The following is a 17,234-nucleotide window of genomic DNA, read 5'->3' as shown; positions in this document are numbered from 1 at the left end:
TCATGCTTCTACACTCCATCTACCTGATTGCGATCGTGGCAGAAGCCATGTCCGGCGCCATCATGGGCATGCGACGCGACATGGATCTGTTCGGCATCTGCGTCATCGGCACCATCACCGCGTTGGGCGGCGGCACCATGCGCGATATATTGCTGGGGAATTATCCGCTGGGTTGGATCGCGCATCCTGAATATCTGTTATTTACCGTCGGCGCCGCCATCGTCACCGCCCTGGTGGCGCGTTTCCTTCATCATTTGCGCAACGTGTTCCTGGTAGTCGATGGCCTGGGCCTGGTGGCTTTCAGCGTGATTGGTTGCGATATCGCCCGCGCCAACGGCATGTCGCCCGGCATAGTGATTTTGGCCGGCATGATTACCGGAGTCTTCGGCGGCTTGTTGCGCGATGTGCTGTGCAATCAGATTCCATTGGTGCTGCAGCGTGAGTTTTACGCTACCGTTGCACTGTTCACCGGTGGCTTGTATGTCGGCTTGCTGTGGTACCAAGTCGATCCGGCGCTGGCGCCCTTGATAGCGATCGGCGCGGGGTTTCTACTCCGTCTTCTGGCCATGCGTTTTCATTGGAAACTGCCGAGTTTTAACGGCAGTGGAATCCGTGGATTTGAATAGCAGCCCGAACTAACCGGGGTCGGAGTGAACTTTCGGTATGCTTTACCGCCGAAACTTCACTCCGACCCCGCTTAGTGGACTACGGAACAGGAGTCGTAAAACGCAAAGAAACAAACCCGCGATGAGAGCCCTTGTTCTTAGAACGAGTGATGCATGCCGACAGTGGTGACCAACTGGCTGGAGCCTCCTGAAACACCTGTGCCGCCGTTGACGCCGGTGCCATTCATCACCGCGTATTTTGCATCGCCGCCGGCACGCTGATAAGCTGCTTGCACATACAACTCGGTGCGCTTGGACAAGGCATGCACATTGCTCAGGCTGACCGTGTTCCAGCGCGCGCCTTCCAGCTTGGACAAGCTGTAGCCGAAGTTCAACGTATCTGCCGTCGCGTAATGCCAGGCGGCTCCCAGATCGACGTTCTTCTGCTTCGGCGACATCGCCGTCGGCAATGCTATTTTGGTCTGCGTGTACAGGCCGTTAAGACGCACATCGCCGACCGTGTACCCAAGCCCTGCCGCGACCGTGGTCAGGCTGTTGAATACGGTGGCTGCGCTACCCAGGTTCAAGCTACCCAGGAAGGCACCGGCATAACCCGCCGGCCTGTCGTTCAATTTCGAATACGCAAGTACTGCACGTAACGGACCATTGGCATAGTTGGCGCCGGCGCTCAGGTTGCGGCCTTTGCTATTGTCGCCAGCCACCTCTCCGAAGCCAGCCATCCCGCTCAATTGCAGGCCAGAGAATGCTGGTGTGGTATAGCGCACGGCATTGTCGAACTGAAAAGTGTTAGCCAGGCTGTCCAGATTCCCGGGATGGAATAAATACCAGTTGGTGAGCTGATATCCGTTACTGAATTTGCCGGCGTAATCGAACACGATGTCCGGCATGTGACCCATGGTCACGGCGCCAAAATCGCCGGATAGCCCGACCGTACTCATCCGATTGAATAATTTTCCGGCCGACGGCTGCGCTCCGGTATCCGTGTAGAAGCCGCTTTCCAGTTGAAAATTAGCTTTCAGATTGCCGCCCAGGTCCTCGCTGCCGCGAAAGCCGATGCGATCCGGCTGCATTGTCCCTTGATCCAGGCGCACAACGGACTTGCCGCCCAGGTTATTGACGTATGCAACGCCGGCATCCAGGCTGCCGTAGATCGTCACGTTGCTTTGTGCAAACGCGCCTGCGCTCAAACCGGTCGCCGCTATGGCAATCAATATTTTCTTCATGAGTTGTCTCCCCCTCCATCGAATAACCACGGCCTAGGCCGTGTCCACCGTCCTCATATGCCCCGCGCTTACGAGATGTGTTTGGTTTGACGGCTTTAAATTGCCGCCTGCGGCTCGTTGATCGAAATTTATTTGTTTTATATACGAATCAACGTTCCACAAATTTCATAAGACTCAAAAAAATACCCGGGATAATCGCGGGTATTGCCCGTGTCTTTACTTGTTCTTTACAGATCCGGCCTTACAGGTCTAACACCAGGCGCTTACCTTTACAGCCTGAGACACAGACCATCATCATCTTGTTCGACGCTCTTTCGCTCTTGCTGAGTACACCGTCGCGATGCTCCGGCTCGCCTTCCAGCACCTTGGTTTCGCAAGAACCGCAAACGCCTTCGCGGCAGCTATGCTCTACATCCAGGCCTGCATCCAGCAAGGCGTCCAGCAGCGATTTCCCGGCCGGTACCAGAATAATTTTTTTACTGCGCGCCAGCTCCGCTACATATTCGTCGCTCTGCACCGCAGTGACATTTTCGGCGGCGGCGAAGCGCTCGATATGCACGTTAGGCAAACCCAGTTCAGCGCAAATCGCTTCAAAGGCATTGAGCATAGGCGTCGGACCGCAGCAGTAGAAATGCGCGTCTTTCGGCTTGCTGGCCAGGTAGGCACGCAGATCGGGCGGTGCGCCCTGCTCATCGTCGAAGTGTCCGCTGACGCCTGCTTGCTGCAACAGCGTCGCGCTGAACGCGGCCTCTGTGCGCGACCGGGCGCAATACAGCAACTCGGCCGATTTGTCCTGGCTACGCAAATGATTCAACATGCAAGAAATCGGCGTGATGCCGATGCCACCGGCAATCAGTACCGAATGCTTAGCCGATTCAGCCAGCGGAAAATTATTGCGCGGTACCGAAATCGTCAAGCTGGAACCGACCCGCAACTGTTCATGTACATAACGCGAACCACCGCGGCTGTTGCGGTCGTTCAGCACGCCGACCACGTAGCGATGGCGCTCCGTCGGCGAGTTCAGTAATGAATAGCTGCGTACGATGCCGTTAGCCAGATGCAGATCGATGTGCGAACCGGCTTCGAAAGGCGGCAAGGTTGCATCGTCCAACGCCACCAGTTCCACGCTAAGAATGCCTTTTGCCTCAAAGCGCATGGCCTGGACCCGCACCGAAATCAGAGAATTACTCATAAAAACCTCACACTAAACGACGGCTTGCTGCAGATCGACGTCGAGCCGCGCGCAAGCGTCGATCTCGACCGTCAATTCAGGAAACACCAAGCCACTAACTTCCACCAGCGTCGAACATGGATACGGCGTCTGGAAGAAGGCGCGGCGTGCGCGTCCCACTTCATCCTTGTCGCCGATATCCTTCACATAAATCACCAGCTTGTAGATGCTGCCGAGCGTACCGCCGGCGGCTTCCACCAGATCGCGGATCTTGCCCAGCACTACCAGCGTTTGCGCATAGGTATCGAGGGCAGCATCGCGCGCGGCAGGATACGCGGTCATGCCGGATAACACGATCTCATTGCCGAGCACCAGGCAGTTGGACCAGGTCGCGGTGGCCGGCTCGGCTACCGCGTCGCACATCACCCGGCGCACGGCAACCATGGCAGACGTGGCAGACGTGGCAGTCATGCTGCTCACGCCGCCTTGACCTGGGTTGCCGCTTCTTCCCTGGCCAGTTGCTCCTTGGCCAGGTTGCGCATATGGCGGCGCAGACGGACGATGCCCATATCGTGCTGATACAACATTTCATGTTGATTGGCGTCAGGCTCCATCACTTCCAGCACCACGCGGTCCTGCTCCAGCACCGCCCAATGGCGGGCTTCCAACCGATTGCGATAGAGGAAGCGCCAGGTATCGCGCTGCCAGCCGCTCAGCTTGCGGCAACGCCAGTGGAATACTGCAGCAACGTTGTCGCTGATCGGGGTATAGCTGCCGACGATGACGAAGCTGCCGCCGGGGCCGCCGGTTTTCGGATAAGGAATCGCCAGGCGCATCCAGTGCAGGTCGGTATCGGCCCATTCGGTCCAGTCGAAATTGACGCCGGTCTGGCCTTCTTTTTCGAATACAAAGCCGATATCGGTTTCGCGCACGCGGAAGGTTGCCGTGTTGTCGCCTTCCGCCATCGAATGCGACTGCTTGTGCAGGAAAGTGCCGTGCATCGGATCCATCACATTGTCGAGTACGTAGCGATAGCCGCCCTTCCATTCCGTGTAGCACAGGAAATTGGAGTATTCGTCGCTAGTCAACTCTTCCGGCAATTGCAACGGCGGCGGCTGGTCGACATCGACGCTGGAGTTGTACAGGAAGATTGCGCCACAGGCTTCCTGCACGTGGAAGGAGCGTGTCGCTTTCGCGCCTTCCAGCTTGCAGCCGGGGCTGCCGGGTACGCTGGTGACAACGCCATCGAAGCGCACCTGCACGCCGTGGTAGCCGCAGGCGATGCGATCGCCCAGCGCAATACCCATGGACAACGGCGCACCGCGATGCGGGCAATGGTCTTCCAGCGCGTGCAACTTGCCGGAGGTTTCGCGCCAGATGACGAATTTTCGTCCCAGGCGGCGCAGGGATACCGGGCGTTCAGCTACAAAATCAGACGGGCAAATCGGGTACCACAAATCTTTCAACCCGGCGGCGAGCACCGCTTCAACTGGATCATTGGCTGTCGTTCTCATCACTCTTCTCCTGAATAACTAGGTCGGCCTACGCCGCCAGTCTTGCGATTTCTTCTTGATACAAGGTTTCGGTCCAGATCCCGTCGTTATGCGGGCAGCCCGGGCCGGTACGGTTCAGATGCGCCACCAGCGCCGGCAAATCGTGGATGCCTGCCGCATAGGCGCGTTCGATCGAGTCGCCCAGCAGATCTTCGAACTGGGTTGGCTGGCGCCGGCGCGCCTGGTGCGGATTCAGATAGACATCCTGTCTTGTGTCGTTCATTACTGGCCTCCATTTTTTACGCGTTCGCGGATACGCTCACGCACAGGTACAAAATCGTAAGTGGGATAACATTCGGTGCGATAAGCGCCCCAGGCGCTGCGTTCGAGTTCGACATTCACCAATGGCAGCAGCGCCGGCGGCAGTTCCAGGGTCACTATCTGCCCCAGCCCCATCGCCACCGTCCAAGACACCACGCGCGAACCTTCGACCGGGAAACGCTCCCACCAGTCGGCTTTTTTCAGATGCGCCTGGATCTGGTCCAGGTTCATGGTTTGATCGTGCTTGAGCAGCACGGTCAGCAGCATCGTTTCCGGTTTATCTGCCATGATCTATACCGCTCCCGCTTCCTGTTTCATTTCTTGTCCGGCATCCAGCGGCACCGCCCAGGCATCGTAGCCGTAGACCCAATCGGCATTGCCGCCGTCGCGCAACCAGTTATTGCCGCGTGACCCGAGTTGTATCTTGCTGGTCCGCTCCAGACGCAACCGCTCGTAGCCCTGCAGCGCAGCGGCGATAGCATCCAGTGTTTTCACTTGCGCCAGGCAGCGTGCCAGAACCACCGCATCCTCGATCGCCATGCCGGCGCCTTGCGCCATGAACGGCATCATCGGATGACTGGCGTCGCCGAGCAGGGTCATATTGCCTTTGGACCAGCACGGCAGCGGATCGCGCTCATACAATGCGGTCTTCAATACTTCATCACAGGCATCCAGCAGCGCGCGTGCATCGCCGTGGAATTCGGCATAGCTGTCGCGCAATTCCTGCACGCTGCCGGGTGTAGTCCAGGATTCCAGATGCCAGCTTTCTTGTGCCGTTGTCGCGAATATGAAAATATCCTTGCCGCGGTTCAGCGGGAAAGTGACGATCTGGCTTTCCGGATTAGGCCCCCACCATTTGGTGAATGCCTGCAGGTTCGGCACGGCGGCAACGCTGGCAGCAGGGATCACCGCACGGAACGCGACGACGCCGGTAAAGCGCGGGCTTTCGGCGCCGAACATGGCTGTCCGTACTGCCGAGTGGATGCCATCGCCGCCGATCAGCACATCGACCCGGTCGGTGCTGCCGTCGGTGAACTTGAGAGTGATGCCTGATCCGTCTTGCGTAATCGCCTCGGCACGCTTGGCGAACCTGACCCGTTCAGCCGGAAATATTTCAGCCAGCACCGCCAGCAGATCGGCGCGATGAATGGTTAATTGCGGTGCACCGTATTTCTTTTCTGCGGTGTCGCCCATTTCCAGTCGCGATGTCTCTTCACCGCTATCCCAGCTGCGGCTGATCCTGTGGGTCGGCCGCGCCGCGGTGTGGCGCACTGCCTCGCCGATGCCCAGGCCATCCAGCGCGCGCACTGCATTCGGCGTCAGATTGATATCGGCGCCGACGCGCAGGAATTGTTTCGATTGTTCGTACACGACTACATCGTGGCCAGCGCGATGCAATGCAATCGCTGCGGTCAGGCCGCCGATGCCAGCGCCGAGAATACCTATTTTTAATGCGGACATATGGCTACCTCGTATCAGGATTTCGAGCGGTCGGTCAGGAATTTACCGCCTGGACCTTCGGCATTTTTCTGGCGCCGGGTATTGCCGTCGATGCCGCCATCTATCGCCCATTCGGCAAACATGGTCGGACCGGGTTCGAAGTCGCGCGGCTCCCATTTTTCATTGAGCTGATCTTCATCTGCGTAGTATTCGATCAGGCCACCGGCCGGGTTGCGGAAATACCAGAAATAAGCCGACGAAATCGGATGACGTCCGGGTCCGAGTTGCGTATCCCAGCCCTGGCGCGACATATGCATGCCGCCACCGAACACTTCGTGAATATCGCGCACCGTAAATGCCACATGGTTCAAACCCGAGCGCGCCTCCGGCGGTTGCAACAGGAAAATATCGTGATGACCGCCGTCGGCGGCGCAGCGCAGGAACGCGCCACGGCCCGGATAGTGATCGGATGGCACGAAACCGAAGTTGTCGCAATAAAAACTTTCACAGGCTTGCACGTCCTTGACGAAAAACACGACGTGACCAACTTCGATCGGCGCCGCGCGCTCATAGGCAGGGCTGCGCTGGTTGATGCGATGTTTGTGCGACCAGGTATTCATCTCTGCGCACTCGACTTCTATGTCACGCTTTTGCGTTACCTGAAAACGCACCGCCAGACCATTCGGGTCAGTGCAGCCGATGCGCGTTCCCTGGTTCACATAACCGGGAAAATCTGCAATCCGCGTCGCAAAGCGTTCCAGCACCTCTGGCGCCGACACACCCCACACCACTTCACGCAAGGTCGGCCCGGCTTCGATCGCCGGCGGCAAATCCTCAGCATCGCTGTGCTTGACCACCACGCGGCAACCGTTTTGGGTTTCAAATACCAGGACTTGCTCACTGTCCTGTACCAGCGTCATGCCCCAGTCGGAAAAAAATCGCTTGCATAACGGCAGATCGTCTGCGCCGTAGGTGATTTCGTCTATGCCTAATACATCCATTCTGCGTCTCCTCGCACTACTCTCAGTTACTTCTCAGTTACCTTTTTTCAGCCTGCCCACGGCAACGGCTCTTCATTCAAGCCCCAGTACATGCTCTTTTGCTCCATGTACTGCAAAATTCCCAAACGGCCTTTTTCGCGCCCGAGACCGCTATCGCGCCAGCCGCCAAACGGCGTCGAAATCGACAATTGCTTGTAGGTGTTGATCCAGACATTGCCGGCCTGTACCGCGCGTCCGAAGCGCCAGGCTTTCTTGTAGTCGCGGGTCCAGATTCCTGCTGCCAGGGCGTAGATGCTGTCGTTGGCTTGCGCGATCAGGTCTTCTTCGTTATCGAAAGGCATCGCCACCAGCACCGGTCCGAAAATTTCTTCCTGGCAGATGCGTTGGTCGTTAGTCAGGCCTTCGATGATGGTCGGCAGGTAATAATTTCCGCGTTCGAACAACTCTCCGTCCGGACGTGTGCCGCCGGTGCGAATCTGCCCGCCGTCGGCCACGCCCATCGCCACATACGATTCGATCGAATCGCGATGGCGCGGGGTAATCAGCGGTCCCAGTTGGGTGCGCTCGTCGGCCGGATCGCCGACGCGCAACGCCGCTGCGCCTGCCGCCAGACGTTCGATGAACGTTTCGTAAATGCCGCGTGCCACGAACAAGCGGGAACCGGCGATACAAGACTCTCCCGATGAACTGAAAATTCCATACAGCACGCCAGCTACCGCATGATCCAGGTCGGCATCCTCGAATACCATGGTCGGTGATTTTCCACCCAGCTCGAGAGATACCGGCATCATCTTGTCGGCGGCGATGTGGGCAATATGTTTGCCGGTGGTGGTGCCGCCGGTGAACGATACCCGTCGCACCAGCGGATGCACGGTGATGGCGTCGCCGATCACAGAACCCTTGCCCGGCAACACGCTGATCAATCCCTTTGGCACGCCGGCTTCATCGCAGATCTTCGCCAGTTCCAACGCCATCAGCGGCGTGACTTCGGCCGGCTTGACCACTACTGCGTTACCGGCGGCCAGCGCCGGCGCCATCTTTTGCGCTTCGCTGGCGATTGGCGAATTCCATGGCGTGATAGCCGCAACCACACCCATCGCTTCATACACGCTCATGGTCAGGTTGTCGCCGCGCATCGGTGTGATGGTGTCTTCCATGGTTTCGCAGGCAGCAGCAAAAAACTGGAAAGTGCCGGCGGCGCTGGCCACCAGCGCGCGCGTTTCCGAGATCGGCTTGCCGTTGTCCAGGCGCTGGCGTTGCGCCAGATACTCCGAGCGCTCGCGTATCAGCTGGGCCACGCGGTACAACACCGCGGCGCGCTCATGCGGTTTGCGCTGCGCCCAGCCGCTGGTGCGGAATGCATGGTCGGCGCCGCTTATGGCTTCTTCCACATCGGCGATGCTGGCGGCGTTGAGCCACGCAACCGGTTCGCCGGTGGCGGGATACAGGCTCGCATAGCGATCGCCTTGCCCCAGGCGCCAGTTGCCGGCGATGCAGATCGGTAGTGTCTCGTTTGGATTCATTTCACTCTTCACTCAGATAGATAAAGCGTGGGCGCGGTTGCCGAGTGCGCGCACGACGCTGAATACGGTCAGGGCCGAAGTTTTAGGATTGGCGGCCAACGGCTTGCCACGCATGGTCAACTCGAAACCGCCGAAGGCGCCCTTGGCTTCCACGTGATGCACGTTTTCGGTAACATCAGGGTCAGCCAGCAGACGCACATGCGTGTGGTCCAGGCCCAGTCCTGCCAGCGACAGCGTGGCGGCGACGTTGGCGTTCTTTGGATACAGGCGCGCTGCTTCACGTGCCGTGCCTTCGAAAATCACCGTCGCGGTTTTCAAGCTATCAAGATCGAACAGACCGTCTGCCGGCGTGTCCTTCCATGCGCCGGGCGGCTTGCGCCCGGTGTACACCACCGAATCGAGACCGCCGACACGGGCCGCCGACAAGGCATCGATAGCGCCGATTGCACCGGACAGCAGTTGCACCTGGGTCTTGCCCTCGCGCGCCGCCGCTTCCAGACGCTCCACCAGGCCTCTTTCAGACAAGGCCCCGATCGATACCACCATGCAGGGAATGCCACGTATCAATGCAGGAATGATGTGCTCCTCGATGGCTTTGTGGCCGGCGCATTCGATCAGCAGGTCCGGACGCCGGCCCTGCTCTTCCAGGTGGTCGGTGACACGGGCGTGCGGCGCCAGCGAAAACACCAGTGAACGCGCCGCCTCCATATGTGCCTGTGGCACGATCACGAGATCGAAGGCGACTTCCGGGTCGCTCTTCAGCAACTCCATCACGCCCAGACCGATGGCGCCACAACCAATCATTGAAACGTGCAGCATGTCAGGCTCCTCAGGCTACGGTTGCGACTGATTTTTCAGCCGCTTTTTCTTCATTCACAGGGGGACCGGCGAAGGCAGTCTTGAATTTACCGATAGACAGCATGTCGATTTCCAGCATGAACGGTCCCGGCTCGGCCAAAGCCATGCGCAGGCCGTTCTCAACGTCAGCCAGGTCGCTGATGCGGGTATGGCGCAGGTTCAGCGACTGCGACAATTGCGCATAGTCGGGCGTGTGCAGCTCAACGTAATGACGGCGGCCGCCGTATTGCGCATCCTGGATATTCTTGATGACGCCGTAGCTCTTGTCGTTCATCAGGATGATGACCATGTCGGCACGCTCCTGCACCGCAGTTGCCAGTTCACCCAGGTTGAGGATGAAACCGCCGTCGCCGGCCAGGCAGAAAGTCTTTTTCCCGGATGCAGTCGCCGCTGCACCGACCGCAGCGCCGATACCCATAGCCAGGCCTTGGCCAATGCCGCCGCCAAGTGCGTGCACGCCGGCCAGCGGATCGAAAATACGCAGATAGCGATTGCCCCAGGTGCTGTTGGAGACGGTCACGTCACGCACCCAGTTGAAATTGCGTCCTGCAGCTTTTTGCAATTGTTCGACCAACGCGCTATATGGACCGAGCCCGTCGACCAAGCCATGCACCGCACTTTCGCGCGCCTTCTGCAAATCGCCGATGAAAGTCGGATCTACTTGCAGCGACTTCAGAGCCTGCAACCGATCGGCCAGACCATCAAGCGCCTGTGCGGCATCTCCGCAGACAAAATAATCGCTGTTGTAGCAGCGACCTTCGGCAGCTGGATCGGCATCGATGCGATAGCATGCCTGCGGCAGCTTCAGCTCATACTTCAATGTCTCATTGCCGCGCAACCGCGAACCGACTACCACCACGGCATCGCAAGTCTGGTAGAAATTTTCGACCGGCTTATGCAGGTTGAATGCGCCCAGCGAACGTGGATCGTCTTCCGGCACGATGCCGCGACCTTGCGTGGTGGTGACCAGGCCGAAGCCGAGATCCAACAGACGCTTGACCTGCTTGCTGGCATGGCGCGCGCCGCCGCCAACCCACAGCATCGGACGCTTGGCCTTGACCAGGCGCGCGGCCAGTTCGTCCAGCGCATGGTCCGACGGCGTGTTGGCCGGAATCGGCAACGGTTTCAGGTCGGATGGCATGGTTATCAGCGCGGCCTGGATGTCGATCGGAATCTCTACGCTGACCGGCCCCATCGGCGGCGTCAGCGCAGTTTGCACCGCCAGCTTGATAGTACTGATCGCGGTATCGACGCTACGTACGCGGAACGCCGCTTTCGAGATTGCCTTGAGCATGGTCAGCTGATCCGGCGCTTCGTGGATGTAAGACAGGCTCTGGTCCAGGTAAGGCGTCTCGATCTGGCCGGTCAGATGCAGCAGCGGCGTACCTGCGGTCAGCGCTTCTACCATTGCTCCGGCAGCATTACCGGCTGCGGTGCCGGTGCTGGTCAGGCAGACGCCGAGACCACCGGTGGTGCGAGCGTAGGCGTCGGCCATGTTGGCGCCGCCAGCTTCGCCACGCGACATGACAAAGCGGATCTTGCCGCGCTCGCCGAAGGCATCCAGGATCGGCATGTTATGAATCGAAATGACCCCGAATGCTGCCTTGACATTGCATTGTTCGAGAAAGGCTGCGATGGCGCAGCCGACGGTAACTTGAATTTTCTTAGGCATGGCGGGAAAGTCCTCCTGAAACGTCGATATGACTGCCAGTTGTGTACGAAGAAAGCGGTGTCGCCAAAAATACGATGGCGCGCGCGGCTTCCTGTGGATGGCCGAGACGACCGAGTTGAATATGTTTTTTCCGGGCCAGTGCCTGGGTCCATTGTTCCCAGGACAAATCGCGTTCTTCACGCGCTTCATAGCGACGGCGCCATTGCCCGGACTCCACCAGGCCGATCAGGATGCCGTTGACGCGGATGCCCAGCTGGCTGAATTCTGTCGCCAGCGAGCGCACCAGGTTGTGCACGCCGGCGCGAGCGGCAGAGGTGGCCACCATGTGCGGTTCCGGCTGTATCGCCAACAAGGAATTGACACAGACGATCGCGGCATGGCCATCGGCCGCGCTCATCCGCTGCAACTGCGGCTGGAAGGCCCTGGTCGGATAAATCACGGAAAAGAATTTAAGGCGCAGTTCCTCGATCCAGGCTGCGTCTTCGGTATCGGCAAAGGTCGATACCCGCCCCTGCCCTGCATTGTTGATCAGCATCGCTGCCGGGCCGAGATTTTTCTCGACTGCAACGGCGAACGCTTGCACCTGCTCTTCCGACAGCACGTCGCACGCGGCGCAATACAATTTTGCTTGCGGAAAGCGCAGGCGCAGCATGGCTTCGACTTGCGTCAGGCGCTCCTGGCTGCGGCCGCACAGCGCCACTGCCGCACCAGCTTCCAGCAACAGTTCCACCGTGGCCAGGCCGATGCCGGAAGAGCCGCCGGTGACGACAGCAACTTTACCGTCGAGTCGAATCATGCTCATGCCGCTTACCCCCGCCACATGTTAACGACCTTGCTGCCCGATTTTTCAGGAGCATGGTCAAGCAAGCCGGACAGTTCCGTTGCGGTATCGCGCACGCAGCGCACGATATCGTCCAGCTGGGCAGGATCTATGTGCGGCAACGGAATCGTCGCCCCCATCGCCGCCACTACCTTGCCGGAGTGATCCCGGATCGGCGCTGCAATAGTCGAGATACCGGTTTCAAAAAAACCTTCCTGCAATACGTAACCGCGCTCACGATCGTGCTGCACCATGTCGAACAGCTCGACGACAGTCTTCGGCGTGTTGCTGGAGAAGCTTTCCAGGTGTTCTTCCGGATACAGTTCGCGCAGCTCTGCCAGCGACAAATCCTCCAACAGGACGCGGCCGAGCACTGTGGCATGCGCCGGCAAACGGGTACCGACGTTGACTGAGCTGACGAACGCGGTCGGCGTTACCGATTTGGCGACATATACGATCGAACGGCCGTCGCGCACTACCAGGTTGCACGGATAGGAAATCTGATCGCGCAAACGATCCAGCAAAGGGCGGCCGATTTCAGTCAGCTCCAGCGATGCCAGGTATTCGAAGCCCAGCCGCAGCACTGCCATGCCGAGACGATAATCGCGGCCACCGTCAGCGCGTTCGACAAAACCCATGCGCTCCAGGGTAGTCAGCAGGCGAAACACCGTCGAGCGCGGCACGCTCAGGCGGCGCGCCAGTTCGGGCGCCGACAGGCTCTGGTCCTGCCGGCTGAATTCGCACAACAGGCGCAAACCCCGCTCCAAACCCGGAACGAGATATTTTTCTTGCATTTCTTCTTCTGGCAGCTCTGGTTTATTCATGATCTTGTCTTAAGAAAGTTGATAAAGGTGATGACGTATCACCGCTGCTACTGCTTCCGGCTGCTCGACGTAGCAGGCATGGCCGGCGTCGTCTATCAACTGGAAAGGAAGCTTGAAACTGTCAGCCAGCGCCCGGCTATCCTGTGGCGTGGTGACGATGTCAGCGGCGCCGCAATATACCGCAGCCGACAGTCCTGCCGGCACATATCGCTGAATATCGTCGCCGCATAGCATGTGCACTGCCTGCGCATATCCGGCTGGATTCAGCTTTTGGGTATTCCAGCGTACCCAGGCACGGGCAGGCTCGCCGGCTTGCGCCGACAGCATGCGTTCAGGGCTTTTCAATGCCATGCCGTCCACTCCCAGCTTATCCAGGACATCCAGGCGTTGCTGCGCAATTTCTTGTCCGCGCATGCGCTTGTCGTCGCTGCCATAACCTTGCGCCGGACTAATCAGCAGCAACTGCGCCGCGCCACCGTGGACTGCAGCCACATGCGCCGAAGCCATCATCGCTCCCAACGAATGTCCCACCAGCACGTAATTCTTCAGCCCGAGCGTCTGCAAAAATTGTTGCAGCCGCGATGCGTAATCGGCCGCGCTTGGATGCGTCATCGGCAACGGCGATGATTTGCCATAGCCCGGCGCGTTCCAGGCAATGACCCGGGTATCTTGCTGTAGCTTCAACGCACACTGCAGCCACGACGCCGCACCCGAACCGATACCGTGCAGAAGCACTACGCTACGGCCGGTGCCGGATTCGCTGCTGGATTCTCTGCCACAAGTGCGATACGAAACCATGCTGCCGCCGACATCGACGCTATGTTCCGGGAAGGCGCTCTCGAGCAAATCGAGGGCGTCTTCCAACTGTCCTTCAGCGGCGGTCTGCATGGTCATCGCCATATCAGCCACGCTTGATTTTTGCCAGCGGATGATCGGCTGGATAAGTCGGCGTGATCGGCGTTTTCGCACCCAGCATCACGCACATCAGCGCATCTTCTTCGCCGATATTGATTTCTTCGCGATACACGCCGGGAGGAATCGACACCACGTCGCGCTCGGTCAGTATGGTTTCGTAGCGCTCACCGTCTTTTTCCAGCACCAGCTTGAGTTTGCCGCGCAGGACGAAGAACACTTCCTCGACGTCGACATGCAAATGCGGCGGACCTTCGTGGCCGGCCGGAATGATCATGGTCGAGAAAGTGAAGTGTTCGGATGGAATCACGCTGCTGTCATTTGCCACGCCGGTCCCACCGGTGCCGATGTAACGCATTTGGGCACGGCTGTATTTAGGATCGAAGTCAGCCTGGAACTTGAGTGCATTCCAGTCGTATTTGCGGCTCGAAAAGCGCGCTACGCGGCTATCCATCCACTGGTCGAAACTGGTGCCTTCGGCTTGATCCCAGCTGCGCTTGATGTTCTGTTGTTCGGATAAATCTGTCATCGTTTTCTCCTTGCGTTCGTCCAGTTGACGGTTAGTTCATGACAAAGCCGCCGTTGACGGCCATCACTTGTCCGGTAAAGAACCGGGACAAGTCGGATAGTGCAAAAATCACTGCGCCGCAGACGTCTTCCGGCAGCTGTTCACGCTGTATCGCGCGGCGATCGTGGTACATCTGATGGCGTGCCTGCGGCACGTATTCAGTGGCTTCCACCAGCGTCAAGCCAGGCGCCACGGCGTTGACGGTGATGTTGTCGGCGCCCAGTTCACGCGCCAGCGATCGTGTCATGCCAATCACTGCGCTTTTGCTGGCGACGTAAGCCAACAGATTCGGCGCGCCCCACAGCGGTGTATCGGAAGACAGGTTGACGATGCTGCCGCGGCCGGACTGGCGTAGCGCTGGCAGGCAGGCATTGGTCATCAGCCAGGTGCCGCGCACGTTGACACTCATGACCTGATCCCACATCGCTATATCCAGTTGTTCGGAACTGCGGCCGCCGGAGTTGGTCACGGCAGCGTTGTTAACCAGGCCGTCCAGGCCGCCCAGCCAGCTGATCGCCTGCTCTGCACACAACTCAACCGATTGCGGATCTGCCAGGTCGAGCGTGAAGCCGGCCACTTTCAGGCCGCGCTGCTGTAGCGCGGCGACCGCTTGCTGCAAACTGTCTTGCAGAATGTCAGCCATCGCTACGCTAGCGCCTGCTTCGGCGACAGCGGTAACGAACGCCAGGCCGAGGCCGCGCGCTGCGCCGGTAATCAAAATCCGTCGTCCTGCCAGTAGTTGCGTGCTTTGTGTCATGTTTGTCTCTTGTTATCGAACCGTGCCGGCATTCGCTTAACGCTAAATAAGCCTTGATAAGTGCTGTGACTGGCAAAGATTCATTTGTTTCATATATGAACTGATGGATCATATATGAGATTACTTAAGCGGAAATATAGCAGATATCTCGCAGATAGATAGATCTTTTTATTTTTTTTCTTATGTAACCCGATGATTTATAACTGAAAACTATGGAAACGCTGAAACCGATCGCAGCTACGACAGCCTGTGAGCCGACGCTACTCGATCAAGCAAATTATTTCCCGGGTAGTGGCCTGGCCGTCGATGCGACGCCGCGTTCGCGGCGCCAGCACCCCTCCATCATGAAACGCCAAGACCTGACACTGCTGACGCGGCCCGGTGTTTGTCGGCACGCTCACGCAGCCACAGGATCAAACCGCAAACGAACACCACCAGTTGGGTGCCTATGAGCAGCGCGAATCCTGCAAAAAATCCAGCGCCCGAACCAGCGGCTGTACCCGATGCAGCGGCCACTGCACTAATTACCCCACCCATCAGGGCCGGCATGAATCCGGCCACCAGGCTGCCGGTGCCGTTGACGACGCCAAAGGCGCTGGCAGTATGTTCGGGACGCGAATAATATTGCACCGTGCTAGGAATCGCCGGGCTGAGCAAACCCCAGAAGAAATTCGCGGCAATCAGGCTGTAGGCTGCCCAATAGGCGTTCCCCACATTAATCGCCAGCAACACCGACAACGCGACGCCTACACTTGCCGCCATGAAAATGAATGGCACGCGCTGACGCTCAATCTTGTCAATGATGACCCCACCCAGCAGCACGGCCAGCACCAGCGCATATTGCGGCAAGGAAGCAAGCCAGCCCAGTTCCTTCAGCGAGAAACCACGCGCCTCTTTCAGGTATGCCGGCAGCCAGTTGCTGCTGCCCCAAAGATAGGCCAGTGCGGCAGAAGTCAGTATGGTGATCAGGAACAGGTGACGCGTTTTCAGTGCACCGTTGACGATATCGCCCGCACGCTTCACCGCATCACCCATGGATTTAGGCTTATCCATATATGCCGCCGTTTTCGGCATGCGTACAAACGCCAGCACCAGTGGGATGCCCAGCAAGACATTCATCAAACCCACCAGATAGAACGACATCTCCCAGTGAAAACTGACCAGCATGTAACCAATCAGCGGATAGCCAAGCGCCAGGCCCAGGCCGGTTCCCATGTTGACGAATGAGTTTGGCTTGCCGTTTTCGCGCCCCTCGAAGTGCGCCTTGATGTATGACGACGCCAGAGAAAACAGCGGTCCCTCGGCAACGCCGAGCAAGATGCGCGATGCCACCAGAATGCCGTAGCCATGGAAATGCGGCGTCAGGAAAGTGACAACGCCCCACATGATCAAGCCATAGATCAGGCTCTTGCGAACTCCGAACAGTGCGGCGCAAAACGGCGTCAGGATAAAGGCGGAGATCCCGTAACCCAGCATGAACGCCGTGGCCAGGAAGCCTTGGCTGGCGCGGTCATCCTTGGCCAGGTCGATATGGCTCAGAAACGCGGGATCGGTGATCAATACCGAGATATTGATTCTGTCTACATAGGAAATGGCGACAATGATGAACAGGGTGATAACGCCGTACCAGCGGCCGCTATTGGATTTCATGAAATCCCCCGCGTTGTCGAATTGGCAGCGCTTGGGCACACGTAGCTAAGCGTGGCGAGGGGGGCGGCAAACGCGCCCGTTGTCTGTCGGCAGACAACGTTGCTGCCGACATGGCGAAATGCGATTTTGATCATAGTGCCTCTGGCTAGTTAATGCAGGTAACTTCGTACCCATCACAACGGCTGTTTGTCACACATAAAACGGAGCAAGCTCCGTTATGCAGACCATCGCCATTTGTCTCATATATAAAACACAGAACCATATGTGAACTATATTGGAATAAAATATAGCAGATATCCAGCAAAAAGAAAGCTCTTTTTGTTTCGTATGCGGTTTAGTGTTTTGCATAGGAAACATACTAAGAACCTGCTTGAA

The 17,234-nt window shown here is 58.3% G+C and carries 18 protein-coding genes; 1 reads left to right on the top strand and 17 read right to left on the bottom strand.

Annotated elements, in window-relative coordinates:
• Positions 1 to 2: 2 nt before the first annotated feature.
• A complete protein-coding gene (locus BM205_RS08955) occupies positions 3 to 626 on the top strand; it encodes a trimeric intracellular cation channel family protein (RefSeq protein ID WP_092414159.1) in 624 nt (207 codons plus the stop codon).
• Positions 627 to 763: 137 nt separating this feature from the next.
• Here the strand turns inward: BM205_RS08955 and BM205_RS08950 are convergent, their stop codons facing one another.
• The 17 genes from BM205_RS08950 to BM205_RS08870 form a co-directional block, all read right to left on the bottom strand.
• Positions 764 to 1,849: a porin gene (locus BM205_RS08950; RefSeq protein ID WP_175511216.1), complete on the bottom strand. Its 1,086-nt coding sequence runs from the start codon at positions 1,847 to 1,849 to the stop codon at positions 764 to 766.
• A gap of 241 nt (positions 1,850 to 2,090) precedes the next feature.
• Positions 2,091 to 3,041 carry a PDR/VanB family oxidoreductase gene (locus tag BM205_RS08945; protein WP_092414158.1) on the bottom strand — a complete coding sequence of 317 codons (951 nt, stop codon included), beginning with the start codon at positions 3,039 to 3,041 and terminating at the stop codon, positions 2,091 to 2,093.
• Positions 3,042 to 3,053: 12 nt separating this feature from the next.
• On the bottom strand, positions 3,054 to 3,491 hold the full coding sequence (locus BM205_RS08940; RefSeq protein ID WP_092414157.1) for a RidA family protein: 438 nt from the start codon (positions 3,489 to 3,491) through the stop codon (positions 3,054 to 3,056).
• Positions 3,492 to 3,496: 5 nt separating this feature from the next.
• On the bottom strand, positions 3,497 to 4,534 hold the full coding sequence (locus BM205_RS08935; RefSeq protein WP_092414156.1) for an aromatic ring-hydroxylating oxygenase subunit alpha: 1,038 nt from the start codon (positions 4,532 to 4,534) through the stop codon (positions 3,497 to 3,499).
• Between the two features lie 28 nt (positions 4,535 to 4,562).
• Entirely contained in the window at positions 4,563 to 4,796 is a 234-nt protein-coding gene (locus BM205_RS08930; RefSeq protein WP_092414155.1) for a recombinase-like helix-turn-helix domain-containing protein, read from the bottom strand.
• Positions 4,796 to 5,122, bottom strand: a complete 327-nt coding sequence (locus tag BM205_RS08925; RefSeq protein WP_092414154.1) for a hypothetical protein — start codon at positions 5,120 to 5,122, stop codon at positions 4,796 to 4,798. Before BM205_RS08925 ends, BM205_RS08930 begins: the two co-directional genes overlap by 1 nt.
• Positions 5,123 to 5,125: 3 nt before the next feature.
• Positions 5,126 to 6,295, bottom strand: a complete 1,170-nt coding sequence (locus BM205_RS08920; RefSeq protein WP_092414153.1) for an FAD-dependent monooxygenase — start codon at positions 6,293 to 6,295, stop codon at positions 5,126 to 5,128.
• A 14-nt stretch (positions 6,296 to 6,309) separates the two neighbouring features.
• Positions 6,310 to 7,275 carry a VOC family protein gene (locus BM205_RS08915; protein WP_092414152.1) on the bottom strand — a complete coding sequence of 322 codons (966 nt, stop codon included), beginning with the start codon at positions 7,273 to 7,275 and terminating at the stop codon, positions 6,310 to 6,312.
• Between the two features lie 47 nt (positions 7,276 to 7,322).
• Complete coding sequence (locus BM205_RS08910; RefSeq protein ID WP_092414151.1) at positions 7,323 to 8,798, bottom strand: aldehyde dehydrogenase; 1,476 nt, start codon at positions 8,796 to 8,798, stop codon at positions 7,323 to 7,325.
• A 12-nt stretch (positions 8,799 to 8,810) separates the two neighbouring features.
• Positions 8,811 to 9,617: an aspartate dehydrogenase gene (locus tag BM205_RS08905; protein WP_092414150.1), complete on the bottom strand. Its 807-nt coding sequence runs from the start codon at positions 9,615 to 9,617 to the stop codon at positions 8,811 to 8,813.
• Between the two features lie 10 nt (positions 9,618 to 9,627).
• Positions 9,628 to 11,328 (bottom strand): thiamine pyrophosphate-binding protein, encoded by a 1,701-nt coding sequence (locus BM205_RS08900; protein ID WP_092414149.1) that lies wholly within the window; start codon positions 11,326 to 11,328, stop codon positions 9,628 to 9,630.
• A complete protein-coding gene (locus BM205_RS08895; protein WP_092414148.1) occupies positions 11,321 to 12,130 on the bottom strand; it encodes an SDR family oxidoreductase in 810 nt (269 codons plus the stop codon). The genes BM205_RS08900 and BM205_RS08895 overlap by 8 nt, the downstream gene beginning before the upstream one ends.
• A 5-nt stretch (positions 12,131 to 12,135) precedes the next feature.
• Positions 12,136 to 12,972, bottom strand: coding sequence for an IclR family transcriptional regulator (locus BM205_RS08890; RefSeq protein ID WP_092414147.1), 837 nt, complete (start codon positions 12,970 to 12,972; stop codon positions 12,136 to 12,138).
• Positions 12,973 to 12,981: 9 nt separating this feature from the next.
• Positions 12,982 to 13,860 (bottom strand): alpha/beta fold hydrolase, encoded by an 879-nt coding sequence (locus BM205_RS08885; RefSeq protein ID WP_254783812.1) that lies wholly within the window; start codon positions 13,858 to 13,860, stop codon positions 12,982 to 12,984.
• A 13-nt stretch (positions 13,861 to 13,873) separates the two neighbouring features.
• Positions 13,874 to 14,413, bottom strand: coding sequence for a cupin domain-containing protein (locus BM205_RS08880; RefSeq protein ID WP_092414145.1), 540 nt, complete (start codon positions 14,411 to 14,413; stop codon positions 13,874 to 13,876).
• A 31-nt stretch (positions 14,414 to 14,444) separates the two neighbouring features.
• Positions 14,445 to 15,209, bottom strand: coding sequence for an SDR family oxidoreductase (locus tag BM205_RS08875; protein ID WP_092414144.1), 765 nt, complete (start codon positions 15,207 to 15,209; stop codon positions 14,445 to 14,447).
• Positions 15,210 to 15,551: 342 nt separating this feature from the next.
• Positions 15,552 to 16,859, bottom strand: coding sequence for an MFS transporter (locus BM205_RS08870; protein ID WP_092414143.1), 1,308 nt, complete (start codon positions 16,857 to 16,859; stop codon positions 15,552 to 15,554).
• Positions 16,860 to 17,234: the final 375 nt, after the last annotated feature.

This window comes from Collimonas sp. OK307 (assembly GCF_900113705.1).
GTDB lineage: Bacteria > Pseudomonadota > Gammaproteobacteria > Burkholderiales > Burkholderiaceae_D > Collimonas.
The sequence above is the reverse complement of the archived record's forward strand: the minus strand, read 5'-3'. Positions and strand labels throughout refer to the sequence as shown.